Annotated in this window: 25 protein-coding genes; 6 read left to right on the forward strand and 19 right to left on the reverse strand. The window is 68.7% G+C overall.

Annotated elements, in window-relative coordinates; all coding sequences use genetic code 11:
- Positions 1–86 precede the first annotated feature (86 nt).
- The 11 genes from BLR21_RS19600 to BLR21_RS19660 form a co-directional block, all read right to left on the reverse strand.
- Positions 87–1,712 carry a peptide ABC transporter substrate-binding protein gene (locus BLR21_RS19600; protein WP_090007276.1) on the reverse strand — a complete coding sequence of 542 codons (1,626 nt, stop codon included), beginning with the start codon at positions 1,710–1,712 and terminating at the stop codon, positions 87–89.
- 178 nt (positions 1,713–1,890) lie between these two features.
- The gene (locus tag BLR21_RS19605; protein ID WP_090007445.1) at positions 1,891–2,832 is read right to left on the reverse strand and encodes a Ppx/GppA phosphatase family protein; all 942 of its coding nucleotides are present in this window, start codon (positions 2,830–2,832) and stop codon (positions 1,891–1,893) included.
- Positions 2,833–2,834: 2 nt separating this feature from the next.
- Positions 2,835–3,008: a hypothetical protein gene (locus BLR21_RS42570; RefSeq protein WP_176929704.1), complete on the reverse strand. Its 174-nt coding sequence runs from the start codon at positions 3,006–3,008 to the stop codon at positions 2,835–2,837.
- A gap of 69 nt (positions 3,009–3,077) precedes the next feature.
- Complete coding sequence (locus BLR21_RS19615) at positions 3,078–3,236, reverse strand: DUF397 domain-containing protein (protein ID WP_090007278.1); 159 nt, start codon at positions 3,234–3,236, stop codon at positions 3,078–3,080.
- Between the two features lie 13 nt (positions 3,237–3,249).
- Positions 3,250–3,801 (reverse strand): DUF5753 domain-containing protein, encoded by a 552-nt coding sequence (locus BLR21_RS19620; RefSeq protein ID WP_090007279.1) that lies wholly within the window; start codon positions 3,799–3,801, stop codon positions 3,250–3,252.
- 91 nt (positions 3,802–3,892) lie between these two features.
- The gene (locus tag BLR21_RS19625) at positions 3,893–4,081 is read right to left on the reverse strand and encodes a helix-turn-helix domain-containing protein (protein ID WP_090007280.1); all 189 of its coding nucleotides are present in this window, start codon (positions 4,079–4,081) and stop codon (positions 3,893–3,895) included.
- A gap of 102 nt (positions 4,082–4,183) precedes the next feature.
- Complete coding sequence (locus tag BLR21_RS42575) at positions 4,184–5,464, reverse strand: lytic transglycosylase domain-containing protein (RefSeq protein WP_420843900.1); 1,281 nt, start codon at positions 5,462–5,464, stop codon at positions 4,184–4,186.
- A gap of 142 nt (positions 5,465–5,606) precedes the next feature.
- The gene (locus tag BLR21_RS19645) at positions 5,607–6,110 is read right to left on the reverse strand and encodes a DUF501 domain-containing protein (RefSeq protein WP_256334798.1); all 504 of its coding nucleotides are present in this window, start codon (positions 6,108–6,110) and stop codon (positions 5,607–5,609) included.
- Positions 6,086–6,580 (reverse strand): FtsB family cell division protein, encoded by a 495-nt coding sequence (locus BLR21_RS19650; RefSeq protein WP_245816708.1) that lies wholly within the window; start codon positions 6,578–6,580, stop codon positions 6,086–6,088. Before BLR21_RS19650 ends, BLR21_RS19645 begins: the two co-directional genes overlap by 25 nt.
- A gap of 13 nt (positions 6,581–6,593) precedes the next feature.
- Positions 6,594–7,880: a phosphopyruvate hydratase gene (gene eno / locus BLR21_RS19655; protein ID WP_030482071.1), complete on the reverse strand. Its 1,287-nt coding sequence runs from the start codon at positions 7,878–7,880 to the stop codon at positions 6,594–6,596.
- A gap of 41 nt (positions 7,881–7,921) precedes the next feature.
- The gene (locus tag BLR21_RS19660) at positions 7,922–9,148 is read right to left on the reverse strand and encodes a cytochrome P450 (protein WP_090007283.1); all 1,227 of its coding nucleotides are present in this window, start codon (positions 9,146–9,148) and stop codon (positions 7,922–7,924) included.
- A gap of 15 nt (positions 9,149–9,163) precedes the next feature.
- On the opposite strand from BLR21_RS19660, the gene BLR21_RS19665 reads away from it, so the two are divergent.
- A complete protein-coding gene (locus BLR21_RS19665; RefSeq protein WP_090007284.1) occupies positions 9,164–9,865 on the forward strand; it encodes an alpha/beta fold hydrolase in 702 nt (233 codons plus the stop codon).
- Here BLR21_RS19665 and BLR21_RS19670 read toward each other — a convergent pair.
- The 3 genes from BLR21_RS19670 to BLR21_RS19680 all read right to left on the reverse strand — a co-directional run bounded on the left by BLR21_RS19670 (position 9,850) and on the right by BLR21_RS19680 (position 12,669).
- Entirely contained in the window at positions 9,850–10,590 is a 741-nt protein-coding gene (locus BLR21_RS19670) for an SDR family NAD(P)-dependent oxidoreductase (protein WP_090007285.1), read from the reverse strand. The two genes, BLR21_RS19665 and BLR21_RS19670, sit on opposite strands and share 16 nt — an antisense overlap.
- Positions 10,591–10,640: 50 nt before the next feature.
- Entirely contained in the window at positions 10,641–12,158 is a 1,518-nt protein-coding gene (locus BLR21_RS19675; protein WP_176929706.1) for an AfsR/SARP family transcriptional regulator, read from the reverse strand.
- Between the two features lie 61 nt (positions 12,159–12,219).
- Complete coding sequence (locus BLR21_RS19680; protein WP_090007287.1) at positions 12,220–12,669, reverse strand: Lrp/AsnC family transcriptional regulator; 450 nt, start codon at positions 12,667–12,669, stop codon at positions 12,220–12,222.
- 50 nt (positions 12,670–12,719) lie between these two features.
- Here BLR21_RS19680 and BLR21_RS19685 point away from each other — a divergent pair, with 50 nt between their 5' ends.
- Genes BLR21_RS19685 through BLR21_RS19700 form a run of 4 tightly spaced genes read left to right on the forward strand, consistent with a single transcriptional unit; the run spans position 12,720 to position 16,029 of the window.
- Complete coding sequence (locus tag BLR21_RS19685; RefSeq protein WP_090007288.1) at positions 12,720–13,874, forward strand: MalY/PatB family protein; 1,155 nt, start codon at positions 12,720–12,722, stop codon at positions 13,872–13,874.
- Positions 13,875–13,885: 11 nt separating this feature from the next.
- A complete protein-coding gene (locus tag BLR21_RS19690; RefSeq protein WP_176929707.1) occupies positions 13,886–14,779 on the forward strand; it encodes a DMT family transporter in 894 nt (297 codons plus the stop codon).
- Between the two features lie 10 nt (positions 14,780–14,789).
- The gene (locus tag BLR21_RS19695; protein ID WP_090007290.1) at positions 14,790–15,161 is read left to right on the forward strand and encodes a tetratricopeptide repeat protein; all 372 of its coding nucleotides are present in this window, start codon (positions 14,790–14,792) and stop codon (positions 15,159–15,161) included.
- Positions 15,162–15,210: 49 nt separating this feature from the next.
- Entirely contained in the window at positions 15,211–16,029 is an 819-nt protein-coding gene (locus BLR21_RS19700) for a lysozyme family protein (protein ID WP_090007291.1), read from the forward strand.
- A gap of 29 nt (positions 16,030–16,058) precedes the next feature.
- Here the strand turns inward: BLR21_RS19700 and BLR21_RS19705 are convergent, their stop codons facing one another.
- From BLR21_RS19705 to mfd, 5 genes are read right to left on the reverse strand one after another with little or no spacing between them, the layout of a single operon-like run.
- Positions 16,059–16,787 carry a hypothetical protein gene (locus tag BLR21_RS19705; RefSeq protein WP_143027775.1) on the reverse strand — a complete coding sequence of 243 codons (729 nt, stop codon included), beginning with the start codon at positions 16,785–16,787 and terminating at the stop codon, positions 16,059–16,061.
- Between the two features lie 41 nt (positions 16,788–16,828).
- Positions 16,829–19,999 (reverse strand): S41 family peptidase, encoded by a 3,171-nt coding sequence (locus tag BLR21_RS19710; protein WP_090007293.1) that lies wholly within the window; start codon positions 19,997–19,999, stop codon positions 16,829–16,831.
- 29 nt (positions 20,000–20,028) lie between these two features.
- On the reverse strand, positions 20,029–20,949 hold the full coding sequence (locus BLR21_RS19715) for a nucleoside triphosphate pyrophosphohydrolase (RefSeq protein WP_090007294.1): 921 nt from the start codon (positions 20,947–20,949) through the stop codon (positions 20,029–20,031).
- The gene (locus tag BLR21_RS19720; RefSeq protein ID WP_090007295.1) at positions 20,946–21,887 is read right to left on the reverse strand and encodes a hypothetical protein; all 942 of its coding nucleotides are present in this window, start codon (positions 21,885–21,887) and stop codon (positions 20,946–20,948) included. The genes BLR21_RS19715 and BLR21_RS19720 overlap by 4 nt, the downstream gene beginning before the upstream one ends.
- Before the next feature lie 14 nt (positions 21,888–21,901).
- Positions 21,902–25,456 carry a transcription-repair coupling factor gene (gene mfd, locus BLR21_RS19725; protein WP_176929708.1) on the reverse strand — a complete coding sequence of 1,185 codons (3,555 nt, stop codon included), beginning with the start codon at positions 25,454–25,456 and terminating at the stop codon, positions 21,902–21,904.
- A 154-nt stretch (positions 25,457–25,610) separates the two neighbouring features.
- Here mfd and BLR21_RS19730 point away from each other — a divergent pair, with 154 nt between their 5' ends.
- Entirely contained in the window at positions 25,611–26,144 is a 534-nt protein-coding gene (locus BLR21_RS19730) for a DUF4291 domain-containing protein (protein WP_218130909.1), read from the forward strand.
- Positions 26,145–26,147: the final 3 nt, after the last annotated feature.

A 26,147-nucleotide genomic window follows, 5' to 3' on the forward strand; every position in this document is an offset into this window, starting at 1 on the left:
GGTCCTGACACCGCACCGGCCCCGCGCCCGTAACGCTTGAGGGACGCGGGGCCGGACGGATCAGTCAGAACTCAGGTGTTCGGCAATCAGGCCTTGACGCGGAACGACTCCAGAGCGCCCTGACGCTTGAACGACATCTTGGCGGCGAGCAGGTTCTTGGAGCGGCCGCCGATGCCCTTCTCGTTCCAGGTCGGCATGGACGGCAGGTCCCTGGCGATGATGTCCTCTGCCTGCTGGTAGATCTTGATCGCCTCGTCCTCGTTCGCCGTCTCGTCGGCCTTCTTCAGAAGGGCGTCGACCTCGGGGTTCGAGTAGTTCGAGTCGTTCGACGAACCACCGGTGCGGTAGAGCGGGTTGAGGAAGTTCTCGATCGACGGGTAGTCGGCCGACCAGTCCGAACGGCTCATGCCGGTCAGCTGCTTGCCGTCGACGATCTGGCGGAACGCACCGAAGTTGGTGGCACCGACGAACTCGCAGTCAACGCCGAGCGCCTGCTTGATGCTGTTGCACGCCGCCTCGAGCGGCTCCTTGCGGCCACCGTCCTGGTTGGACTGGATGGTCAGCTTGGTGCCGGTGAAGCCCGACTCCTGGAACAGCTGCTTGGCCTTCTCCGGGTTGTACTTGCAGTACTCGCCGCAGGTGTCGGGGCGGTAGCCCTTGATGCCGGGCGACACGAAGCTGGTGGACGGCACGTACGAGCCGGCCAGCACCGTCTTCGTGATCTGCTCCCGGTTGATGGCCATCGAGACGGCCTGGCGCAGCTTGACGTTCTTGAACTCGGGGATGTACTGCGGGAACGCGATCGCGCTCTGGCCGAGCAGGTTGGCGTTCACGACCGCGTCACCGAGGTCGGCCTTGTACTTCTCGCCGACCTTGGCCGACGGGGGCAGGGCCTCCATGAAGTCCAGCTTGCCCGCGACCAGGTCCTGGTACGCGGTCTCCTGGGAGGAGTAGATCTTGTAGTCCAAGGTCTTGAAGTGGACCTTGTCCTCGCCCTTGTAGTCCTCGAAGCGCTCCATCTTGATCAGCGCGTTCGGCGTGCGGGAGACGAACTTCAGCGGGCCGTTGCCGATCGGCTTGGCCTCGGCGGCCTTCGGGTCCGCGAAGAACGAGTCGGCCATCGGCGCGAACGGCGTGTAGCCGATCATCGTCGTGAAGACCGAGGTCGGGCCGTTGAGGGTGACCTTGAACTCGTAGTCGCCCACCAGCTCGAGACCGGACATCTTGTCCTTGGCCGGCTTGGCGTTCTCGTCGGCCGGGTGGACGTCCTCGAAGCCCGCGATCGGGGAGAAGAACGATGCCGCCTGCTGCGCGTTCGGCGCGTACGCGGCCCAGTTCCAGGCGTCGACGAAGTTCTTCGCCTTGACCTCGGTGCCGTCGTGGAACTTCCAGCCCTGCTTGAGCTTGATCGTGTAGACCTTCGCGTCACTGGTCGTGATCGAGTCGGCCATCAAGTTGTAGGGCGCGCCGTCTTCGGTCTTGTAACCGACCAGCCGCGAGAACAGCGAGTCGGTGACCTTGCCACCGCCGGCCTCGGTCGTGTTGGCCGGGAACAAGGTGCTCTTGGGCTCGGTGCCGTAGATGGACACCGTGCCGTCCGGGTTCTCCTTGCCATCGGTGGCGTTGTTGCTACCGCCACCGCCGCCGCATGCGCTGAGCGTCATGGCGAGCGCAGTTGGCAGAACCACCCACGCAACCCGTGATCGCGACATCAGTCTCTCCCGCCTTTCCCCGGCGCCGCTCCGCAGATATTGCGTGCGCGCGCCTCCCCGGGAGGTCTCGTCCACCTCCCAAAACGTGAGAGGACGTTAACCGGGGCGTCCAGCAGTACGCGCACTGAAATCGGTCACAAAGTCGTCACGATCACCTCAAGCGCACCTTAATTCGGCGCTAGACCAGCGAAAACGCGATGCCGTCGAGGATGTCGTGCTCGCTGCACACGAGCGTGCGAATTCCCGCGCGATTCTCCAGTTCGTCGGCAATCGCACGCAGTACCACCGCTCCACCGCAGATCACATCCACTCGACCGGGGTGCATGGGTCCCAGCGAGGCACGCTCATCATGCGTCATGGAGAGGATACGGTCGGTGATTTCACGAACATTGTCAAGTGTGATGCGGCTGAGGTGAATATCGTCGCTGTTGTACACCTCCAGCCCTTGGACCAGGGCTGACAATGTCGTAACAGTGCCGGCGACGCCGATCCACGTCTTGGTCTTCTCGACCGGGACGACTTCGAATGCCTCTTTGATCGCCGCACGCGCAAACGCTTCCGCCTGTGCGATTTCGTCCGCGGCGGGCGGATCGGACGTGATGAACCGCTCCGTCAGCCGCACGCAGCCGATGTCCATCGACCTCGCGGCCTCCACCTCGGCGCCCGTGCCGAGGACGAACTCGGTGCTGCCACCACCCAGATCGGTGACGAGGAACGGTCCCTCGTCCGGGTCGAGGTCGGCCACCGCGCCGAGGTAGGACAGCCTCGCCTCCTCGTCCCCGGTGATCACCTCCGCGGGCGCGCCGAGGATCTGCTCGGTCATGCCGAAGAACTCGTCGCGGTTGCTCGCGTCACGCATCGCACTCGTCGCGACCATCCGTGCGACTTCCACGCCCTTGCGTTGCATCGTGCGCGCGTAGTCGAGGAGGGCTTGCCGCGTGCGCTCGATGGCGTCGGGGTGCAACCGCCCGGTCGCGTCCACGCCCTGCCCGAGCCGGACGATCTTCATCTCGCGCTGCACGTCCCGCAGCCACGCCGTGCCGTCGTCGCGCTTGGTCACGTCGGCGATCAGCAGCCGGATCGAGTTGGTTCCGCAGTCGATGGCCGCTACGCGCGACATGATCACTCCTCGGTGGTTCCGATGTTCCTCGGGTCGTGCACGTCCGCGGGCATGATCCCCAGGACCAAGCTTTCCAGCCCGGCGTCACCGACGCCGAAATAGGTCAGCTCCTCCATGCCGAGGAAGAACCTGCCGTGGTCGAGTTGGCTCCAGCGGAACCCGCTACTGCGCGACACCGACAGACCTGCCGGGATACCAGCCCGCACGCCTGAGCGTGCGTTCGCACTCTTCGGAGAACCTCGGGCTTAAGGCACTTTCACGAGGTGGAGGAACGCGGCCCACGCCTGCTCCGACACGGGGAGGTGGGTGGCGGGGGCCTTGCTATCACGGATGCCGACACCGTGCCCGACCTCGACGCACTCGCTTCCAGTTGCGCTGTAGCTGCTCTTGCGCCAGATCGACATCCGATACGCCTCCTCAGGACAACATGCTGTTGATCAGCCTCCTCGATTGTTCCGCGTCCAAGGCATCTCGATCCAGCCCTTTCAACGCGTCGGTGAAGGTGTCGAGCGAGCCCCTGTCCTCGAGGAACAGGCCCGCGTTGTAGTTGTCCAGATAGGCAACCGGTTCGTAGCTGTCGTACTCGATCAGGGTGAACGAGCTGGACAACCCCGCGTGCGCTCCGATCGCGATCGGAATGATCCGGAAGGTGATGTACTGCCGCACCAACATCACGTTGATGTGGTTCAGCTGCGCCTGCATGACGGCCCGGCCGCCGACCGGCAGCCGAAGCGCCTGCTCGTGCACGTAGAAGACGAACTTCCTGCCAGGCCTGACGATCGCTTGCCGTTCGAGCTTCGCCCTGATCAACGCGTCGATGTCCGCGGATTTCATCCGCGGCCACTTCTCCGCCACGGCTCGGATGTAACCGGCGATCTGCAGAAGGCCCGGCACGAGGTTCATCGACCACACGGTGATGGTGCTGGCGAGACGTTCCTGGTTGATGAGGCTGTGCAGCTGTTCCGGCACGCCGTCGTCAGGAAACTGCAGCCAGCCTCGCTGCCGTGACTCGCGGTAGAGCGCGACCAGGCGTTCGACTTCGGTGTAAGGACTGCGGCAGTTAGGAGAGCAGCCGGATCAGCTCGACCTCGGTGATGCCGCCCTTGCCGTTCACCGCGTCGGACATCTTGGCTTCCTGCCAGTCCAACAGTTCGGCGAGTCTGCGTTGGGTCATGCCGCTCTGTTCGATGGCGTCGCGGACGCCCTGACCGAACTCCCGGCCCACCACGCTTGAGTTGCGCTTCGGCATGCAGACGAAGCTAGGAGACCAACTCCCCTTCACTCCAACGTTTCTGCCCGAATCGCCCCGAACGAAGTACGAGTTGGAATCGTTCCAACCCGACACGCCGTGTCAGCTGGGCGTACTCGTTAGCAAGCTCTGCGACGTCGACGGCGCCGAACTGTTGGCGCTGCTGCCCGCGGACGACGACTGCTGCGGCGGAGTCGACGGCTCCGTCTGCGGCGGGTTGGTCGCCGTGGTCGTCGTGGTGGTGGTGGTCGTGGTCGTGGTTGACGGCGTCGTAGTGGTCGTCGTCGGGCACGTCGACGGCGGCGGCGTGGTGGTGGTCGTGGTCGACGACGTGGTGGACGAGGTGGTGCCTGTCGTCGTGGTCGGGCAGTTCGACGGAGGCGTAGTCGTCGTAGTGGTCGTGGTCGTGGTGGTCGTCGTCGGGTCGGTGGTCGGGTTGCCGGTGTTCCCGTTGCCGTTGTTCGGCGGGTTACCGGTGTTCCCGTTGCCTGGCTGCGGGTTCTGCACGTTGTTGCCGGTGTCCGGCAGCAGCGGCAGCGTGTCGACGTTCTCGCTGTACTGCTTGGCCCACTTGAGGACCGTCTCGACGTACGTCGTGGAGCGGTTGTAGCGGAAGACGGCGGCGGCGCGGTCTTCCTGCTTCGTCAGGTCGCCGCCGCCCGAGCAGAGGTAGCGGCCGGCGCCCAGGGCGGCGTCGTAGATGTTGTTCGGGTTGACGGTGCCGTCGTCGTTCAGGTCGCCGCCGAAGCTCGCCCACGTCGCGGGGATGAACTGCATCGGGCCGACCGCGCGGTCCCAGGTGGTGTCGCCGTCGAGGCGACCGCCGTCGGTGTCACGGATCGCGGCCATGCCGGGGGCACCGTTGAGGACCGGGCCGAGGATCTTGGGGTTGGCGTCGCCTACGGCGTTCACGCGGCCGCTGTTGGCGTGGTTCGACTCGACCTTGCCGATGCCCGCGAGCAGCGCCCAGTCGAGGTTGCAGCCGGGGACCAGCTCGGCCATCTTGTCCTCGGCGCGGAGGTAGGCCTCCACCATCACGCCCGGGATGTCGTGGACGCCGGCGACGTCGTCGAGCAGGCTGCCGTCGTCGAGGTCGCCCTCGTCGATGGTGCCGTCCTCGAGGTCGGCGAGCAGCGCGGCGCTCAGTTCCTCGGACAGCGGCAGGCGGCCGGTCGCGCCCAGCTCGGACGGGTCGCGGTGCAGGGCGCCGAAGACGTCGGCGGGGCCTAAGGAGACAGCGATGTCATCGTGCTTGGCGAGGTTGACCCAGTCGACGAGCTTGGTGCCGACGATCATCGCTGGGGCGAGCATCGCAGCCAGCGCGGCGACGGCGAAGCCCTTTTGCCTAGGGCTCAACGCCGACGGACCACGCAGTTTGGCCATTGCCACGAATACTCACCTCTCGTGCGTCATCGCGGCTCGCCGTCCTGCAGTTACGGCGAACGCCCCCGGTCCCACCCTGCCCCACTACGAAGCCTAGGTGTACCCAAGACGGAGTGAAGCGTGTGTTCGGTTCCGTTGACTGTTAACTCGCCGAACATTCACCTGCGGGCCACAGCCCCTGCTCGCCCAGGATCGCCAGTGCCTCGTCGCCCATGGGGTTGACCCCCGGGCCCTTCGCGAGGGCGTGTGCGACGTGCACGTGCAGGCACTTGACCCTGACCGGCATGCCGCCCGCGGTGACCTGGGTGCCCAGCGACTCGATGGCGTCGCGTTCCGCGAGGTACGACTCGTGCGCGCGCTGGTAGGCGGCCGCGAGGTCCGCGTCCGTGGCCAGGCGCTCCTGCTGCTCCTTCATCAGCCCGCCGCCTTCGAGCGTGCTGACCAGGGAGTTCAGCTTGGGACAGGTCAGGTAGTACAGCGTCGGGAACGGCGTCCCGTCGGGCAGCCGCGGCGCCGTCTGCACGACGTTCGGGTGCCCGCTGGGGCACCGCGAGGCGATCGCACGGGTCCCGCGCGGCGTGCGGCCGAGCTGCTGAGCGACCGTTTCCAGGTCAGCAGCACTTACTTGTGCGTCACCGATTCCCACAGTTCCTCGTACCAGGACCCTTCTGCCGCCTGCTTGCCCGACGGCCTCTCCGTCTCCGTGTTGCGACCTTCGTCACCCGGCAGTTGCACGATGTAGGGCGTCTCGCCCGGCCGCACCCAGTGCAGCCGCTTGCGCGCCTCGATCTCCACGTACGCCGGGTCCTGCAGTTCCGACTTGCGCTTCTCCAGCGCGGCGACCGTCTCGCGCAGCTTCTGCTGCTCGGCTCCCACGTCGCGCAGCTCGTCGCGCTGCGAGAGGTAGGTCCGCAACGGGACCGCGATGCTCAGCGCGAGTGCGCACAGCACCATCGCGAACATCGCGGCCCGCCGCGTACCGGTCATTCCGAACGCGCCACCCGTGCCCTCACTGCGCCGCGACGGCGCCTTGGGACGGGGAGGCTTCCGCGCGCGTGCGGGCCTCGCCTCCCGCTCTTCGCGGGGGCGGCGGGGACGACGCGCGCGCTCGGCCATGCCTTACAGCCTCTCAGCTCTCCGGCGTGTAGCGCGGGAACGCGAGCTCGCCCGCGTAGCGCGCCGCGTCGCCGAGGCTCTCCTCGATGCGCAGGAGCTGGTTGTACTTCGCGGTGCGCTCACCACGGGCCGGGGCGCCGGTCTTGATCTGGCCGGCACCGGTCGCGACGGCGAGGTCGGCGATGGTCGTGTCCTCGGTCTCGCCCGAGCGGTGCGACATCATCGACTTGTAGCCGTACGACGTGGCCAGCGAGACCGCGTCGAGCGTCTCGGACAGCGTGCCGATCTGGTTGACCTTCACCAGCAGCGCGTTGGCGGCGCGGCGGGAGATGCCCTCCTCCAGGCGCTCCGGGTTCGTGACGAACAGGTCGTCGCCGACGATCTGGACCTTCTCGCCCAGCTCGGCGGTCATCTGGACCCAGCCGTCCCAGTCGTCCTCGGACAGCGGGTCCTCGATGGACACCATCGGGTAGTCGCGGACCAGCTCGGAGTAGTAGCCGATCATCTGCTCGGCGGACCGCTTGTTCTTCTCGAACGTGTAGGCGCCGTCGGAGAAGAACTCCGTGGCGGCCACGTCGAGCGCGAGCGCGATGTCACGGCCCGCCCGGTACCCGGCCTTCTCGATGGCCTCGAGGATCAGGTCGAGCGCGTCGCGGTTGCTGCCGAGGGACGGCGCGAAGCCACCCTCGTCACCCAGACCCGTGGCGAGACCCTTGCTCTTCAGCACGGACTTCAGCGCGTGGTAGACCTCGGTGCCCCAGCGCAGACCCTCGCGGAACGTCTCCGCGCCGATCGGCGCGATCATGAACTCCTGGATGTCCACCTCGGTGTCGGCGTGCGAGCCACCGTTGAGGATGTTCAGCATCGGCACCGGCAGCACGTGCGCGTTCGGTCCGCCGATGTAGCGGAACAGCTCCAGGCCGGAGCTCGTCGCCGCCGCCTTCGCGACCGCGAGGCTCACACCGAGGATCGCGTTGGCCCCGAGCCGCCCCTTGTCCGGCGTGCCGTCCAGATCGACGAGCTTCTGGTCGACGATGCGCTGCTCGACGGCCTCGATGCCGACCAGCTCCGGGCCGATCTCGTCGAGCACCGCGGTGACCGCGCGCTCGACACCCTTGCCCAGGTACCGCTTGGCGTCGCCGTCCCGCAGCTCCACCGCCTCGTGCTCACCGGTCGAAGCACCGGACGGAACAGCCGCACGCTCCAGCGTGCCGTCGTCCAGCGCCACCTCGACCTCGACGGTGGGGTTGCCGCGCGAGTCCAGGATCTCGCGTGCTCCGACCTGTTCGATGACCGCCACTTGCGCTCCCTGTTTCTCCTGCGTCTCGTCTCGCGACGAGCCTACTTGGGCCAGCTGACAGGCAGGTGCTTGACGCCGTTTTGGAAGTTCGACCGCAGCCTGTCGACGCCGCCATCCAACTGAATCGTGCCAGAAAGGTCCAGGACCGCGTCGAAGATCGCCCGCATCTGGGTCCTGGCCAGCTGCGCTCCGAGGCAGAAGTGCGGCCCGTGCCCGAAGCTCAGGTGGTCGCCCTCCCGCCGCCCCACGTCGAACCTGGCCGGTTCGGTGAAAGCTCTCTCATCGCGGTTGGCGGACGAGAACCAGACGACGACCTTGTCCCCTGCCTTGATCTCCTGCCCGGACAACGACGTGTCCCGCGCAGCCGTGCGGCGGAAGTGCATGACCGGCGTCCACCACCGCAGCATCTCCTCTACCGCCGTGTCGAGCAGCGAACGGTCGGCGCGCAGGCGTGCGTACTGGCCGGGGTGTTCGAGCAGCGCGATCATGCCGCCGGGGATGCCGTTGCGCAGGGTTTCGTTGCCCGCCACGGAGAACAGCCAGAAGAGGTTCTCGAACTCCTCGATGGAGATGTCTTCCCGCATGAGGTTGCTCAGCACGTCGTCGGACGGGTGTGCGCGCTTGTAGGAACCCAGTGCGTGCGCATAGGCGTAGAGGTCGGGCATGCCATCCCGTGCGCGCGGGTCGCGGCCGTCGTCCGGGCGGAGTTGGAGCGCCTCCAACGCCATGTCGGTCATGCCGGCGGTGGAACTGGACGACAGGGCGTAGTCGGGGTCCTGGAAGCCGATCACGCGGTTGCTCCAGTCGTAGAGCAGCGCTCTGTCCTGACGCGGGACGCCGAAGACGTCGGCCAACGTCAGCAGCGGCAGGTCGGCGACGTCGTGCGCGAAGTCGCCGGACGGGTTGGCGATGATCTCGCGGGCGTTCGCGCGGATGCGGTCTTCCAGGCGCGCCACCGCGCGAGGCGTGAACGCCCTGGTCAGCATGCGTCTTAGCCGCGTGTGCGAGGGCGGGTCCTGGTTGAGCATCATGCGTTGGACGTAGGCCAGGTCCGAGGGCTGCGGGTCGCGGATCTGGGTGGCGCCGCGGTGCGAGGAGAAGACAGCGGGTGTCTTCAGCACCGTTCGGACGTCCTCGTGGCGGAAGACCGCCCAGAAGTCGTCGATGCGCACCACGTTCTTCTCACGCAGCCGGGTTAGTGCGTCGTGCGGGACTCCCGAGGTATACGTGTCCGGGTCGACGATGAGGTCGGCATCGGTCCTGGGCATAGAACGGATTCTGACGTGCTTCATGTCGAACGTGGTGGAAACGGGCCGTTGCTGGTGCTGCTGCACGGGCTGGGCGCGACCGGCGAGGTGTGGCAGGACGTCGTGGAGGACTGGGAAGGCAGCTGGCTCGTGCCGGATCTGCCTGGTCACGGCCGTTCGAACCGGCTCGGCCGGTACTCGTTCGGCTCACTCGCGGCGGCGGTCGCCGACGCCATCCCGCGCGAGCCCGTCACGGTGGTCGGGCACTCGCTGGGCGGCGTGGTCGGGCTGGCGCTGGCGAGCGGGTGGTTCGGGGTCGAGGTGACCACGTGCGTCGGCGTCGGGATCAAGGTGCGGTGGACCGACGAGGAACTGCAGAAGGCGGCCGCGCTCGCCGCCAAGCCCGGGAAGGTCTTCGCCACCGAAGAGGAAGCCGTCGAGCGGGCATCGAAGATGGCGGGTGTGCGACTGGAGCACGGCGTGTCCGAAGTGGACGGTGGATGGGCGCCGTCACTGGACATGGGGGCCTTCGGCGTGGGCCGGCCGGACATGGCCGGGCTGATCATGGCCGCGCAGGCCCACGTCGTGCTGGCGGCGGGCGAGAACGACCCGATGAGCCCCCAGGAACACCTGCGGGAGCTGGTGCCCGAGCCGGTGATGTTCCCCGGCGCAGGCCACAACGTGCACGTCGAGTCGCCCTCGTCCCTGCGGACCGTGCTGGCTCAGCTCGCGACGTAGCCGCCGTCGGCCGTGATGACCGAGCCCGTGATGAAACTGGCCTTCTCGGAAGCCAGGAACAGCACGGCTTCCGCGATCTCGTCGGGCTGACCGACGCGCTGGAGGGGAAGGTCCTTCGCGATCGCGTCGAACACCTCACCGGCTTCCGCCAGGGCCTTGTCGGTGGCGATCGGGCCGGGCGCCACGGAGTTCACGCGGACGCCGGCGGGACCGAACTCGACGGCCCACGAGCGGGTCAACGCGTCCATCGCGGCCTTGGAGGCGTTGTAGACGGAGCCGACCGGCGTGCCGACCACGGCCGCGATCGACGAGACGTTGACGATCGAGCCCTTGCCCTTGGCGACCATCGCCGGGGCGAGGGCGGCGGTGAGGAAGTAGGTGCCGCGGACGTTGACGTCGAACACCTGCTGGTAGACGTCGACGGACTGTTCGGCCGTCGGCGAGAACGGGAAGATGCCGGCGTTGTTCACGAGCACGTCGACGTCGCCGACCTCCTCGGCGAGCTTGCGGACGTCGTCGACGCCGGCGACGTCCGAGACGATGAAGTGACCGGTGCCGCCGGCCTGCTCGATCAGCGCGACGGTCTCCTTGCCGAGCTCCGCGCGGCGACCGGTGATGTAGACGGTGGCCCCCGCCTCCGCGAGCTTGACCGCGATGGAGCGGCCGATGCCGGAGGTGGCGCCGGTGACGAGGGCCTTCTTGCCTGCGAGTTCCTTGGTTGACATGTCTCCGAACTTGCCGACGCCGGATCGTCAGACCATAAATTCCGGATGAATCAGCTGGTCAGCGCGGGTGCACGCCACCCGAAGTACATCCGCACGAAATACGGCAGCCGGTACCGGCCGAGCACCAGCGGTTCGATCAGGTGCACGTCGGCGAGCGCCTCCAGCGCGTACTCGATCGAGCCGGGGTCGGCGCCCGACATCTCCGCCGCCTCGCACACGTCGATCACGTCCGCGTCGCGGCGCGCGAAGCACTGCAGCAGGTGGCGTTCCTGCTCGGTGAGCTGCTGCTCCGCCTTGATCATCGGTGCCAGCACGGCCATGCAGTCGGACGGAATGGCGTCGCCGAGCTGCGTCTCCCGCTTCATCTGGGCCAGCAGCATCGCCACGGTCCAGTTCGGGCGACCGGTGAGCTTGCCGCCGAGCACGCGGATGGGGTTCGGCAGGTACGAGATGCGCGCCAGCACCTCGTCCGTGACGCCGACCTCGACATCGGCCCTGGCGGGGTCGAGGACCTTGCGGAAGAACTGGTTCGCCTCCGCCTCGGTCAGTCCGGCGACCTTCAGCCAGGTCACGCCGGCCAGCTCGTTCCACCTGCGCACACTCGTGAAGATCATGGCCGAGCCGGGCGTGTGGAGCTCCGCGATCTGGGCGGGGTCGTGGACGTCGTCGACGACGATCAGGAACCGCTTGCCGCGCGTCTTTTCCCGCCACAGCGCGGCTTTGTCGCCGTGAGGGTTCTCGACGCCGACCGCACGCAGCAACTCGTTGGCGACGTCCTTGCCCCGGACGAAGATCTGCCCGTCGGGATAGCCGTGCTTGGCGAGATGCGCGACATGAGTGGCCAGCGCCGTCTTGCCGCTGCCGTGCATGCCGGTGATGCCGACCGTGCGCGGGAGGGTCCGCAGTGCCAGTGCGATCTCGGCCGTGCGGCCGGTGAAGTCGGGCAGGCCGGGCGGCAGTTGCTCGGGCCGGCGCGCCAGGTTCAGCTCGCCCCGGAGGATCTGCGCGTGCACCTCGCGTAACTCAGGCCCCGGTTCGAGGCCGAGCTGCTCGTTCAGGAGAGCCCGCGCCTGATGGAACTGCTCCAACGCATCGGCCTGCCTGCCGTCGCGGTAGAGGGCCTGCATGAGAAGAGCACGCGTCCGTTCCCTGAGCGGGAAGGCGGCGACGTGCTTCTGCAGTTCGAGGACGTCCATCTCGCGTTCGAGCATGGCTTCGCGGCACTGCAACCGCTCGTTGGCGATCCTGACCCGCTGGGCCTCGAAGTAGGTGCTGCTCAGGCCTTCGAGCGGCTCGTCGCGGCAGTCGTCGAAGATCTCGGCCCGGAGCGTGTAGCCGCCGTCCTTGGACTTCAGGTCGAGTTCGGGCACGGCCTTGCGGATCTTGTACATGTACGTCCGCAGCGCCATCACCGCGCTCGGCGTCGGGTCGTCCCAGACCATGCCGATCAGCTGGTCGTTGCTCAGCCGGATGCCGTTGTTCAGCAGCAACGCCGCCAGCACCGCCCGCTGTTGCCGCGGGCCCAGATCGATCTCCTCGTCGTCGCGCCAGGCTCGTACCGGACCCATCAGTGAGAAGCGCAGGCTCATGCAACGTGACAACGCCCGCGGGCATTCCGCGCTTCCCGTCTCACGAACTCGTCGGCAACGGGCGCGGCCCGATCACCTGCTTCATCACGATCGTCGAGGTCAGCCCGCGCACCCCGGGCAGCTTCGCCAGCGTCTCCTCGTACAGCCGCTGGTACGACGCCAGATCCGCGGTGACCACGCGCAGCAGGTAGTCGGGGCTGCCGAACAACCGTTGCGCCTCCACGACGTTCGGCACGTCGACCAGGGCGCTGTCGAAGTCGGCCATGGTGTCCAGGCGCACCTTGGCGAAGACGAGGGCCTCGAACCCGAACCCGAGCGCCGCCGCGTCCACCACCGCCCGGTAGCCGTGGATGACGCCGTCGCGTTCCAGTTCGCGCAGGCGGCGCTGGCAGCGCGAGATGCTGAGCTGCACGCGCTGGGCCAGGTCGGTGACGGTGATCCGTCCGTCGCGCTGCAGTTCGGCAAGAATCTTGCGGTCCACGGCGTCCATGAGCAAAGAACGCAAACACCTTGCCCCTGAGTTCCCCTAGCTTTTGCCCCATGAGCAGCGCGAATCCGTTACGTCAGCTGACCCTGGACCAACTGAGGCGCCGCACGAGCATGAAGTGGCGGCACTACCCCGAGGACGTGCTGCCCGTGTGGGTGGCCGAGATGGACGTCCTGCTCGCCGAACCCGTCGCCGAGGCGATCACCGACGCCGTGCGGCGAGGCGACACCGGCTATCCCAGCGGGACCGCCTACGCCGAGGCGCTGGCCGGGTTCGCGAAGCGGCGTTGGGGCTGGGAGCCCGCCGTCGAACGCACGGCGATCGTGCCGGACGTGATGCTCGGCGTGGTCGAGATGTTCCGGCTGGTCTCGCACCGGGACGCGCCCGTCGTCGTCAACTGCCCGGTCTACCCGCCCTTCTACCAGTTCGTCGAGTCGCTGGGACGCCAGGCGGTCGAGGCCCCGCTGGGGGCGGACGCGCGGATCGACTTCGCCGCGCTGGAGGCGGCGTTCGTGCGGGCCGGCCGGGGTGCGGTGTACCTGCTGTGCAACCCGCAGAACCCGACCGGCACCGTGCACACCGCCGCCGAACTGCAGGAAGTCGCGCGGCTGGCCCGTGCCCACGGCATCCGCGTGGTGGCGGACGAGATCCACGCGCCTCTCACCACCGCGGGCTTCGTGCCGTACCTCAGCGTCGCGGACGACGGGCTGTCGTTGATGTCCGCCTCGAAGGCGTGGAACCTCGCCGGGCTCAAGGCCGCGCTCGCCATCGCCGGGCCCGACGCCGCCGACGACCTGAAGAGGCTGCCCGAGGAGGTGAGCCACGGACCGAGTCACGTCGGGATCCTCGCCCACACCGCGGCGTACGAGAAGGGCGCCGACTGGCTGGACACCCTGCTGGAAGGCCTGCGGGAGAACCGGGAACTGCTCACCGGCCTGCTCGCCGAACAGCTCCCCGCCGTGCGCTACTCCCCCGGCCAGGGCACGTACCTCGCCTGGCTGGACTGCCGCGAACTCGGCGACGACCCGGCCAGGACGTTCCTCAAGCGCGGCAAGGTCGCGCTGAACTCCGGGATCCCGTTCGGCACGGGCGGTGCCGGTTTCGTCCGGATGAACCTCGCGACCTCACCGGAGATCATCACCGAGGCGGTTCGCCGGATGGCCGGGGCGTGGCACGAAAAGCTCGCTCCGAACCCATCCGGCTGGTAGTGCTGGGGGCCGTGCGGATCAAACCCGGCTTCGCGGCGGTGACGGTGCTGGTCTGGGCGTCCGGCTACCCGGTCGGCGCCCTCGCCGTGGCCGTGGCGCCGCCGTTCCTGATGACCACCATCCGGTTCACCGTCGCCGCCGCGCTGATGGCGGTCGTGGCCCTGGTGACCAGCGCGAGCTGGCCGCGCGGACGGCAGCTCGTGCACACCTGCGTCGCCGGGTTGCTGGTGCAGGCGTGTCAGTTCTCCGGCGTGTACCTCGGGCTGCGGATGGGCGTGCCGGCGTCCGTGACCGCGTTGGTCATCTCGTGCACGCCGGTGCTCACGGCGGTGGTGGCTGCCTGGGTGTTCCGTGTCCGAATTGGACTCAGGCAGGTCGCCGGCCTGCTGCTCGGCGTCGCGGCGGTGCTGGCGGCGTTGTGGGACCGGCTCGGGTCGTTCGGAACGGGCGCGGTGTTCACCGTGCTCGGCATGCTCGGGTTCGTCGCGGGTGGCGTGTACCAGCAGAGGTTCTGCCGCGACACGGACTTCCGCACCGGCAACGCCGTTCAGCATGCCGTGTCGGTGCCGGTGGTGGGGTTGCTGGCGCTGACCGAGAGCGCCGGCGTGACCGACTGGCGGCAACTCTGGCTGACGCTGGTGTTCCTCGTGCTCGTCAACTCGATGGGTGGGGCGTCGCTGTTCCTCGTCGGCGTCCGCACGGGCGGGGCGGCGGCGATGACCACGCTGTCCTCTGTGGTCCCGTCCGTCACGGCGTTGATCGCGTGGCCGCTGCTCGGGCAGGTGCCGACGGGCGGGGTCGTGGCCGGTCTGGTGCTCGGGTTCGGTGCGTGCTGGCTCGGCACGGCCACTCAATCGAGTTCTGTCGCCCGGACGGCAGTCGAAGAACCGGCAGGCGGTAGGTAGCGTTGATCGAATGACGGACGGCACCTTCGAGGCGTTTCGGAAGGCCGAGGCGTTGATGGCACAGCGCAGGCCGCTCGACGCGCTGCGCGAACTGCGGAAGGTGCTGGACGAGGCCGGCGAGGCGCCGTCCGTGCAGTTGCTCGCGGGCCGGGCCTATCTCGGGTCCGCGCAGCTCAACCGGGCCGAAGAGGCGTTCCGGAAGGTGCTCGACCTCGATCCGAGCGATCACTACGCGCGGTTCGCGCTCGGCAGGACGCTGCAACGCCAGAACCGTCTCACCGAGGCGCTCGCCCAGCTCCGGATGGCGGTGGCGATGAACCCGTCACCGGAGTACCAGGAAGCGCTCGGAGAGGTCAAAGCCCGGCTGGCCCTGGGGAACTGATCACGCTTCACCCCGTCGCCACTGGCGCGGAGCACGTAGCCTGGGTCCCGTGGTCCCGCCGCCCCCAGTCCAGGAATCCGCCCGCCGCAACCGCTCCGGCAACATCTTCGGCCGTATCGTCCTGGTGCTGCTGCTGATAGTCGTGGTCGCCGCAGGTGCGTGGGGTCTGGGCGCCCTGAACCGCAGGGACGCGGCCCCCTTGAGCCCACCCCCGTTCCCCGTCCCGATCCAGCAGGTGGAACCGGGCGCGGCAGCGCCGGGCAGCGCCGCCTCCCCTGGCACCACGGCAACCGCCGACCCGTTGGCCGAATGGGCGACGCGAGTGGCGTCGAAGACCGACATCCCGGCCCGAGCCCTGCACGCCTACGCGCAGGCAGACCTGGCGATGCAACGAGAGGCCCCGGCCTGCCGCATCAGCTGGGCGACCCTGGCGGGCATCGGCAGGGTCGAGTCGCACCACGGCAACATCAACGGCGCCCGCCTGCAGGAGAACGGCCTGCCGTCCCGGCCGATCATCGGCATCCCCCTGGACGGCGGTCCGGGCGTCAAGGCGATCAACGACACCGACGGTGGCCGCCTGGACGGCGACACCACCTGGGACCGCGCGGTGGGCCCGATGCAGTTCATCCCAGGCACCTGGAACCGCTGGGCGAAACGAGCGGCCGGCGACGGCCTCTCAGCCGACCCGCAGAACATCGACGACGCCGCCCTGACAGCAGCCCGCTACCTCTGCGGAGGCGGCGCGCGAGACCTGGGGACCGGGCAGGGCTGGTGGGCGGCAGTGCTCGCGTACAACAACTCCGTGGAGTACGGCCAAAACGTGTTCAGCGGAGCCGACGCCTACGCGCGGGCAAGCATCCCGCAGTAACGCACCAAACACGCTGAGGCAGGGCCCCCTCAACCACCCACGGGGGAAACCACCAACACCTCAACCAGAACCTCAGCCTCCTCAACAGGAGGCTCAGCCCGATCACAGGGCGGCACAACAGGTGAGGTGACCGGCGGCGTGACTGGCGAGGTGACCGGCGGCGTGACAACAGGCGAAACCGGATCCTCAGCCCGAGGCGTGGAAGAAGGCGGAGCCTCGACCGGCGGCGCGGAACCAGGCGACTCGGCAGGCGACTCGGCAGGAGGAGCAGGTTCCACACTGGACACAACCACGGAACTGGTGACCACCGGCGAAGCCGACGACGGAACCGGCTCTTCCTCCTCGGGCTCGCCAGGCTCATTCCGCCCAACACCAACAGACTTCGCCGAACTGACCCGAACAGTCTCGGTGACGGTGGACCCGACCACCCGAGTCTGCGTGGCAGTACGAGCAGCCCGAACCTCCCGAGCCGCCCCCTCCACCATCACGGTCTCGGTGACGGTGGACAACGAAATCCCATCCTCAAAGGGCTCGGTCCACCACTGGGAAGTAGGCCGGGAAGGCGGAGGCGCGGCCAACGGCGCCTCCGAAGGCGACCCCGTCAGCGCGATCAACGCGAACATGCCGCCCAGCGCCAGGAACGGCACGACGACCACGGCCCCGAAGCATCCACGGCCACTGCGCGGCTCTTCACGGTGACTCATCTCCAGCACACCCCCGAACGGTGAGAACTGTTCCATCTGGTTGATCGTCCACATGGAACAGTCCGTCACAGTTCTTTAGTCACACGATGGGGTGGTCATGCCAACGGCGGCAACTCCGGAGCGTGAGCTGCAGGCGAAGACGACAGGGTTTCCAGGGCCAGCGAGACGGCCTTCTCCAGCTGCGGGTCGCGTCCGGACACGCGGTCGGCGGGCGTCATGACCACCTCGATGTCGGGGTCGACGCCGTAGTTCTCCACCGCCCACCCGTGTCCCTTGAAGTAGGACGCGTACCTCGGCTGGGTGACCAGCGTGCCGTCGACCAGCGTGTACATCATGTCGATGCCGATGACGCCGCCCCAGGTGCGTACGCCGACAACCGGGCCGATCCCGAGTTCCTTGATGGCCACGTTGACGATGTCGCCGTCGGAACCGGCGTACTCGTCGGCCACCGCCACGACAGGTCCGCGTGGCGCGTCCTGCGGATAGGACTCGGACGCCGTGTACCCGCGGGCGACCGACCAGCCGATGACCTTGCGGCCGAGCTTCTCGATCACCAGCTGCGAGGTGTGCCCGCCGCCGTTCTCGCGGACGTCCAGCACCAGGGCCTCGCGAGTCAGCTCGACGCGCAGATCGCGGTGCAGCTGCGCCCAGCCGGCGCCCATCATGTCCGGAACGTGCAGGTAGCCCACACGGCCACCGGACTGCGCGTGCGTGAACGCACGGCGGTTGGCGACCCAGTCGTGGTACCGCAGTGGCTCCTCATCGGCCAGTGGCACCACCACGACCCGACGCAACTCGCCACCACCACCGGGGCGCACGGTCAGCTCGACGGGTTTGCCGGCGGTCCCGACCAGCAACGGGCCGGGGCCGGCCAAACCGACCGGACGACCGTCGACGGCCACAAGCGCATCCCCCGCGCGCACGGCCACACCAGGCGCGCACAGCGGTGAACGGGCGTGCGGGTCGGACGTCTCACCCGGAATCACGCGCTCGACGATCCAGTCCGAACCGGAGCGGACCAGGTCTGCGCCCAGCAGCCCCTGACGACGGGACGCGGGCACGTTCGGCGCCGAACTCCAGACGTAGGCGTGCGAGGTGCCCAGCTCGCCCTGCACCTCCCACAGCAGGTCGACCAGGTCGTCGTGGCTGCCCACCCCGGCCACCAGCGGGCGGTAGCGGTCGAGTTCGCCCTGCCAGTCGACGCCGCCCATGTCGGTGCGCCAGAAGTTGTCGCGCATGAGACGCCCGTTCTCGGCGTACATCTGCGCCCACTCGAGCGCGGGCTCGACGACGACCCGCACGCGGGAGAGGTCGATCTCCACGTAGTCGGCCGAGTCCTCGTCGGCCTTGCTGTCGGTCGGCACGACCCGCAGGTCACCGCGGTCCTCGACGACCATCCGCTTGCCGTCGCCGGACACCGCAAACGCTTCCGCGCTGTCCGCCAGGCACTCGGTCTTCTGCTTGCCGAAGTCGTAACGCTCCAGAGCGGTGCGCGGCGGGCGCGCGTCCGGCGAGGCCAGGTTGTCGCCCAGCACCCCGAGCAACGGCCGGCGCAGCCACAACAGACCGCCGCGAGCCGCCTTCAGGGACACGTAGTCGGCGGCCGCGACGGGCACCGGCACGACGCGGTCGGCGAGGCCTTCGAGGTCGACCTTCGTGACCGGGGCCTTGTCGTCGTCGTCCTCGGAGTCCTTGTCCTCGTCGCCGACCGGGCGCCCGCCGTGCATCGGGGCGAACGGCGACGGCGTGGTGGCGGCCAGCGGCACGAGGTGCGGACGGCAACCGGTCGGGAACGACAGGTCGAACACGTGCGCGTCGTAGATCGGGTCGAACGTCCGGATGGACAGGAACGCCAGGTACTTGCCGTCCTCGGTGAAGGTCGGCGCGAAGTCGGCGAACCGCAGCGGCGTCACGTCCACAACGGACAGATCCGCCGCGTTCACCATCTTGATGTGCCGCAACGGAGTCGGGCCGGGATCCGACCACGCCAGCCAAGCCGAATCGGGCGAGAACGCGAGATGCGTGACGTGCGCGTTCGCCCCGCGGACGACCTCGCGTACCTCACCGGAAGTGATGTCCACCAACAACAACCGGCCGTCGTGCGTGGCAACGGCGACCCGCGCACCGTCCGGCGCGGCGGCCAAAGACATGACGCGCCCCAGCGCGCCGGAAGCGATGCGGCGAGCGGTGTTGCCCGGCTCGACGCCGCCGACGGGCGCGATCTCCAGCGCCTCCTCGCCCTCGACGTCGGTCACCCACACCACGTGACCGGTCTCGCCGAGCACCTTCGGCAGCCGCGCCCGCACGTCGGAACGGTCGGCCAGCACCCGGACCGGGCCGTCGCGATGCGTCACCCAGTGCACGGAACCGCGGACCTCGACGGCCGACGCGCGGCCGGTGTGGTCGACGCTGAACGACTCGACGTTGCCGGAAGCCTTGATGTGACGCGGTTGCAGGCCGGTGCGCGGGCCGCCGAGCTTGATGTCGAGCTTGCGCAGGTCCTCCAGGCCGTCGAGCAGCCACAGTTCCCCGGCCTGGTGGAAGATCACCCGTGAGCCGTCGGTGGAGGCGTTGCGCGCGTAGAACTCGCCCTCCGAGTGGCGGCGCAGGCCGGTGCCGTCCGGCAGCACCGAGTACAGGCTGCCGACACCCTCGTGGTCGGAGAGGAACACGATCCGCCCGTCGACCCACATCGGGTTCGACAGTGGCGACTTCAGCTCGGACAGGATCCGGGTGAAGTCACCGGAGCCGTCGGCGTCGACCCACAGCTTGCCCGCCGTGCCGCCGCGGTACCGCTTCCACCACGCCGGTTCCTGCATGTAGCTGGACGACGTGACGACCTGGCCGTCCGGACCGAAGGAGACGTCGTTGACCCACCCGTACGGCAGCACCTCGGCAGGCCTGCCGTCCAGCGCGACGGCGTGCGCCTGCTTGCGGTGCCTCGACATCTGGCCTGTGGTCGACACGGCGAGCACTCGCCCGTCCGGCGTCCACCCGGACACGGCCGTCCGGGCCACGCCCCAGTGCGTCAACCGGCGTGCCGGGCCACCGTCCACAGGCGCCACGCGCACTTCCGGAGCGCCGTCGATCACGCTGGCCCACGCGAGATGCGTGCCGTCAGGGGAAAACCGGGGTGTCCGGGCCGGGACCTGATCAGCGGACGCGCGCCAGGCCCTTCCTCCGTCGACGGGCGCGAGCCACACGTCGTCCTCGGCCACGAAGGTCACCAAGTCACCGCGCAGGTGCGGATACCGCAGGTAAGTCACGAGATCGACGTTAGCCCACGCTCACCGTTTCAGGAGGGCAAAAAACGCCGCCAGTCCTCAGCCGCAAGAGAATCAAGACCTTCGGCCCGTGCCTTGGCCTCCGCCTCGCGCACGTTCGCGGCGAAACGGCGGCAGACCTGGCGCAGTTCGGTCTCCGGGTCCTCGCCCGCGAGCTTGGCCAGCGCGCTCACGGCGAACAACGTCGTGCCCGTGTCGTCGCCCTCCGGCAGCAGGTCGACGGGGAAGCCCGCGCGTTTGGTCCGCTGCACCAGCTTCGCGGCCAGCGCGACGGCCGGCTGACCCAGCGCGACACCGTCCACACTGGACTCACGTCGCTTCTCGGCCTGCTTGAGCTCCTCCCAGCGGTGCTGCTGCGAGGTGGCGTCGTGCACGGCCGGGTCGTTGCCCTCGAAGACGTGCGGGTGCCGGCCGACGAGCTTCGCGACCAGTTCGGATGCGACGGCGTCGATGTCGAACGGGTCCTCGGCGGCCTCGGCCGCGACCCGCGCGTGGAACAACACCTGCAGGAGCACGTCGCCGAGCTCCTCGCGCATCGCCGCGCGGTCGCCGTCCTCGATCGCCTCCAGCAGCTCGAAGGTCTCCTCCACGAGGTACTGGCGCAACGAGTCGTGCGTTTGCTCGGCGTCCCACGGACATCCGCCCGGCGAACGCAGCCGGTGCATGACCGCGGCCGCGTCGAGGAGCCCAGCTCCCAACGGCTCCGGCGTCGTGATCACGTGAGCGTCCGGGTAGGCGTCGGCCGAGGTGGCGATCACCACCGCGCCGGCCTCGACGACGGCGGGCGCGGGCCCGTCGACACCCAGCGCGGACCAGAACTCCAGGGGCACGCCCTCGCCCGCGTAGACGGCCTCGGCCGTGCGCAACGCGGGCAGGGCAGCGGCGGGCAGCACGGCGCCGAGCCGCTCGCTCAGGACGACGACGGTGATCAAGACTTGTTCTTGGCCTCGGTCACGCCGACGAAACCGGCCCGCTCACCGGCGTTGCCGACGACCTGCGCGTTGGTCGGGTCCCACACGCCGTAGCGGGGGTTGACCTCGATCTTCAGGTCCGCGGTCAGGAACTGCGCGATCCGCAGGCCGAACGCCGCGAGCAGCTGCGGGTCGATGCGCTCGATCAGGTCCTCCTCGCCCGGCGTCGGCGAGACCTTGTTGCGCTCCTTGACCAGCGCGACCATCCAGCTGGACTGCTGCTCGTCGGCCGGGAAGGCTACGACGGTGCCGGGCTGCACGCCCCACAGCATCGTGTGGACCAGCGACGGGTTCTCGGTGACGCGGACCCGCTGGTTCGTCGCGGACGCCTGCTGGCCGCCGGTGGTGCGCGGGGCCTCCTGCACGAACCTCGACATCTTCGAGGGGTCGGCCGTGACCTCCGCCGCCTTGTCCTTGGCTTCCTTCGGGTCCTGGACCTGGAAGAAGTCGATCACGATCTCGAGCGTGGAGAGGTTGCGGCGGGCGAGCTCACCCATCACCAGCACGTCGCGCTGACGGCGGTAGATCGTGGTCTCGTCCTGCTCGCTCTGCTTGGCGGCGGCCTCGGCGCCACCCTTCTCCCTGATCGCGTCGTACACCTTGGTCTCGTCGACCGTGATGTTCTCGCGCTGCGCCGCGGTGGCCGCGAGCCGGTGGCTGATCTCGTCGGCCAGCACCAGCTTCGAGACCTGGTCGAGCTTGCCCTGGTCCTGCATCTGCTGGGCCGCGGGCTCCTTCTTGAGCACCTTCACGGTGCGGTCCTGGACGGTCTGCAGGCCGATCGCCTGGTCACCGACGATCGCGGCCGAACTGGCCTTCGCGGGCCCGGTCGCGCATCCGGTGGCGAAGAGCGCCACAGCCACACCGACCAGCGAGAAACGCTTCAGAACAGTGCTCACGAGGATCTACCCTCTCACGCCTTGGTGACTCCGGTCACGGGAGTCCCCGCGAGTGAGTCGAGGAACGCACCGCACCAGTTCAACAGCTCCTGATCACGCAGCTGAGGTGCACCCATCCGGCCGCCGACCGCTCCCTCCGTCGGCCTAGGCAAGGTGACCGTGCCCATGGCCTGCTTGTAGACGGCCTTCGGGAACAGGCGCCGCAACCTGACCAGCTGCGAGTCGAGCAGGTCCAGCTTCGCGAACCTCAGGTTCTGACCCATCGCGATCACCTCGGTGACCCCGTGACGGCGGCAGGCGTGCCGCAGGCGGGCCACGCCGAGCAGGCGTTCGACGGGCTCCGGCGGCGTGCCGTAGCGGTCCTTGAGCTCGTCCCAGACGGACGTCAGCGCGGCCTCGTCGGAGGCGGCCGCGATCTTGCGGTACGCCTCCAGCCGCAGCCGCTCGCCCGGCACGTACTCGTGCGGGATGTGCGCGTCGACCGGGAGGTCCACGCGGACCTCGGCGAGATCCTCCTCGACCTCGCCGCCGTCCGCGCCGGCGTGCTTGCGGAACGCCTCGACGGCCTCGCCGACCAGCCGGATGTACAGGTCGAAGCCGACGCCCGCGATGTGCCCGGACTGCTCGGCGCCGAGGATGTTGCCGGCGCCGCGGATCTCCAGGTCCTTCATCGCCACGGCCATGCCGGCGCCGAGCTCGGTGTTCTGCGCGATCGTCGCGAGCCGGTCGTGGGCGTGCTCGGTGAGCGGCGTCTCCGGCGGGTACAGGAAGTACGAGTACCCGCGCTCGCGGCCACGGCCGACGCGGCCACGCAGCTGGTGCAGCTGAGCCAGGCCGAGCAGGTCGCCGCGCTCGACGATCAGCGTGTTCGCGTTGGAGATGTCGAGGCCGGTCTCGACGATCGTGGTGCAGACGAGCACGTCGTACTCGCGTTCCCAGAACCCCTGGATGAGGTGTTCGAGCTTGTCCTCGTTCATCTGGCCGTGGCCGGTCACGACCCTGGCCTCCGGCACCAGCTCGCGGATGCGCTTCGCGGCCTTCTCGATCGTCGAGACCCTGTTGTGCACGTAGAAGACCTGGCCGTCGCGCATCAGCTCGCGCCGGATCGCCGCGCCGACCTGCTTGTCGTCGTACGCGCCGACGTAGGTGAGGATCGGGTGCCGTTCCTCCGGCGGGGTCAGGATCGTGGACATCTCGCGGATGCCGGCGAGCGACATCTCCAGCGTGCGCGGGATCGGCGTCGCGGACATCGTCAGCACGTCGACGTGCGTGCGCAGGGCCTTGATGTGTTCCTTGTGCTCCACCCCGAACCGCTGCTCCTCGTCGACGATCACGAGGCCCAGATCCTTGTACCGCACGGTCTTCTGCAGCAGCCGGTGCGTGCCGATCACGATGTCGACCTCGCCGTCCGCGAGACCCGCGAGGGTCTGCGCGGACTCCTGGGCGTCGGTGAAGCGGCTCAGTCCCCTGACGTTCACTGGGAACTGGCGCATGCGCTCGGCGAACGTGTTGAGGTGCTGCTGGGCGAGCAGCGTCGTCGGCACCAGCACGACGACCTGCTTGCCGTCCTGCACCGCCTTGAACGCCGCGCGGACCGCGATCTCCGTCTTGCCGTAGCCGACGTCACCGCAGATCACGCGGTCCATCGGCACGGAACGTTCCATGTCGGCCTTGACCTCGTCGATCGCGGCCATCTGGTCCTGCGTCTCGGTGAACGCGAACGCGTCCTCCAGCTCGCGCTGCCAGGGCGTGTCGCTCGCGAAGGCGTGGCCGGGGGCGCTCTGCCGGGCCGCGTAGAGCTGCACCAGCTCGGCCGCGATCTGCTTGACCGCCTTGCGTGCCTTGGACTTCGTGTTCTTCCAGTCGCTGCCGCCGAGCTTGTTCAGCGTCGGCAGCTCGCCGCCGACGTACCGGCTGACCTCGTCGAGCTGGTCGGTCGGCACGAACAACCGGTCGCCGGGCTGGCCGCGCTTGCTGCTCGCGTACTCGAGGACCAGGTACTCGCGGGTGGCACCGGCGACCGTCCGCTGGACCATCTCCACGTACTTGCCGATGCCGTGCTGCTCGTGCACCACGTAGTCGCCGGCCCTGAGCGCAAGCGGGTCGACCGCGTTGCGCCGCTTGGACGGCATCTTGCGCATGTCCTTCGTGGACGTGCCGCCGCGACCGCCCGTCAGGTCGGTCTCGGTGAGCACCACCAGCGCGAGGTCCGGCAGCACGAACCCGTCTTCGAGCGACCCGCGCACGACCGTGACGGTGCCCGCTTTCGGTGCCTCGTCGAGTGATTCGACGCAGACGGCCGGGACTTCGGCTTCCTTCAGCCGTTCGACGGCACGCTGCGCGGTACCGGCGCCAGGCACGACCAGCACGGCCGCGCCGCCCGTCGCCGTGTGCGCCTTCAGGTCCGCGAACGCCCGCTCGACGTCGCCCTGGTAGGCCTCGACCGGCTTGACGTCGAGGTGCACGACGTCCTGGGCGTCGGTGGTGAGCTGGGTGAGCGTCCACCAGGGACGGTCGTTCGCCCTGGCGTGCTCGGAGATCTCGCCGATGCCCTGGTAGCCGCTGCGGCCGAGGTCGATCGGCGCCTTGCCACCCGAGGCGGCCGCCATCCAGGACGCCTCGAGGAACTCCTGCCCGGTGCGCACCAGGTCGGCCGCGCGCGCCCGGATCTTCTCCGGGTCGTTGAGCAGGACGTGCGTGCCCTTCTCGACCACGTCCGTGAGCAGCTGCAACTCGCCGGGGCACAGCGCCGGGATGAGCGCCTCCATGCCCTCGACCGCGATGCCGCCCGAGATCTTCTCCAGCATCTCCGCGAGGTGCGCGTCCGACCGGTGCTCCTCGGCCAGCTCCGCCGCGCGGTGCCGGACGTCGTCGGTCAGCAGCAGCTCACGACAAGGCGGCGCGACGAAGCCGGTGACCTCCTCGGGCAGCGACCGCTGGTCCTGCACCGAGAACGGCCGGATCTCGCTGACCTCGTCGCCCCAGAACTCGACGCGGAACGGGTGCTCGGCCGTCGGCGGGAAGATGTCGAGGATGCCACCGCGCGTCGCGTACTCGCCGCGCTTCTCGACCATGTCGACGCGGCTGTAGGCGTTCTCGGCCAGCCTGGTGAGCAGCTCGGCGAAGTCCTGCTCCTCGCCGACCTTCAGGTGCACCGGCGCGAGGTCGCCCAGACCCGGCGCCATCGGCTGGATGAGGCTGCGGACCGTCGTGACGAGCACCCTGATCGGGTTGCCCTCGGGGTGCTTGAGGCGGCGCAGCGTCTGCAGCCGCGCGCCGACCGTGTCCGCCCGCGGACTCAGGCGCTCGTGCGGCAGCGTCTCCCAGCTGGGGAAGAACGCCACCTTGTCCGGACCGATCAGGTCCTTGAGGACGTTCGTCAGCTCTTCGGCTTCCCTGCCCGTGGCGGTCACGGCCAGCACCGGCCTGACCGTGGACAGCGCGGCGGCGACGAGCGGGCGGGCGGCCAGCGGACCGTCCAGCTCCAGCTCGGGGACACCGGCCGAGTCGATCAACGTGCGGAGGGCTTTGTCGGGCAGGACACCATCGAGCAGGCCGAGCAGCGGCATGTGAGAAACCCCGGTCGAGTGCGGAATGGGCGCACGATGTGCGAACGCCGGACAGACCCCTGCCTGGGACGAGGGGTCTCACCACCCACCTTAGCTCGTTCCGCGACCACTTATCGGGTGGCTTGAGCGCGGCTGTGGTGGCCACCATGTGCGCGTGTCAAAGAGAGAGATCAGGGCTGACTACGACGATCAGTCCATCGTGGTCTACCAGGCCTATTCGCCCGCGATCGCCGACCCCGCCGTGGCCGCGCAGCGGTTCGTGCCGCCGTTCAGGCTGGAACGGATGACGTGGATCAAGCCGTCGTTCCTCTGGATGATGTACCGCTGCGGCTACGCCCGGAAGGAAGGCCAGGAACGGGTGCTGGCCGTCCGCATCACCCGTTCGGGGTTCGATTGGGCCGTCTCCAACGCGGTCGAGAGCAGCATCAGGGGCAAGCCGCCGGTGCGCGTGCAGTGGGATCCCGAGCGCGGGCTGAACCACGAGGCGCTGGAGCACCGCTCCATCCAGATCGGGCTGACGCGCGAAGCCGTGGACATCTACGTCAACGAGTGGACGATCGGCATCACCGACGTGACGGCCCTCGCGCGCGAGATTCACGAGAAGGTGCGTGCGCGTGATCTGGACGGAGCGCGCGCGTTGCTGCCCGTGGAGCGGCCTTACGGAACCTCCACGGCACAAAACGCATAGTTA

Origin of the sequence: Lentzea albidocapillata subsp. violacea (assembly GCF_900100275.1) — a bacterium.
In the GTDB taxonomy this organism is placed as follows: domain Bacteria; phylum Actinomycetota; class Actinomycetes; order Mycobacteriales; family Pseudonocardiaceae; genus Lentzea; species Lentzea violacea.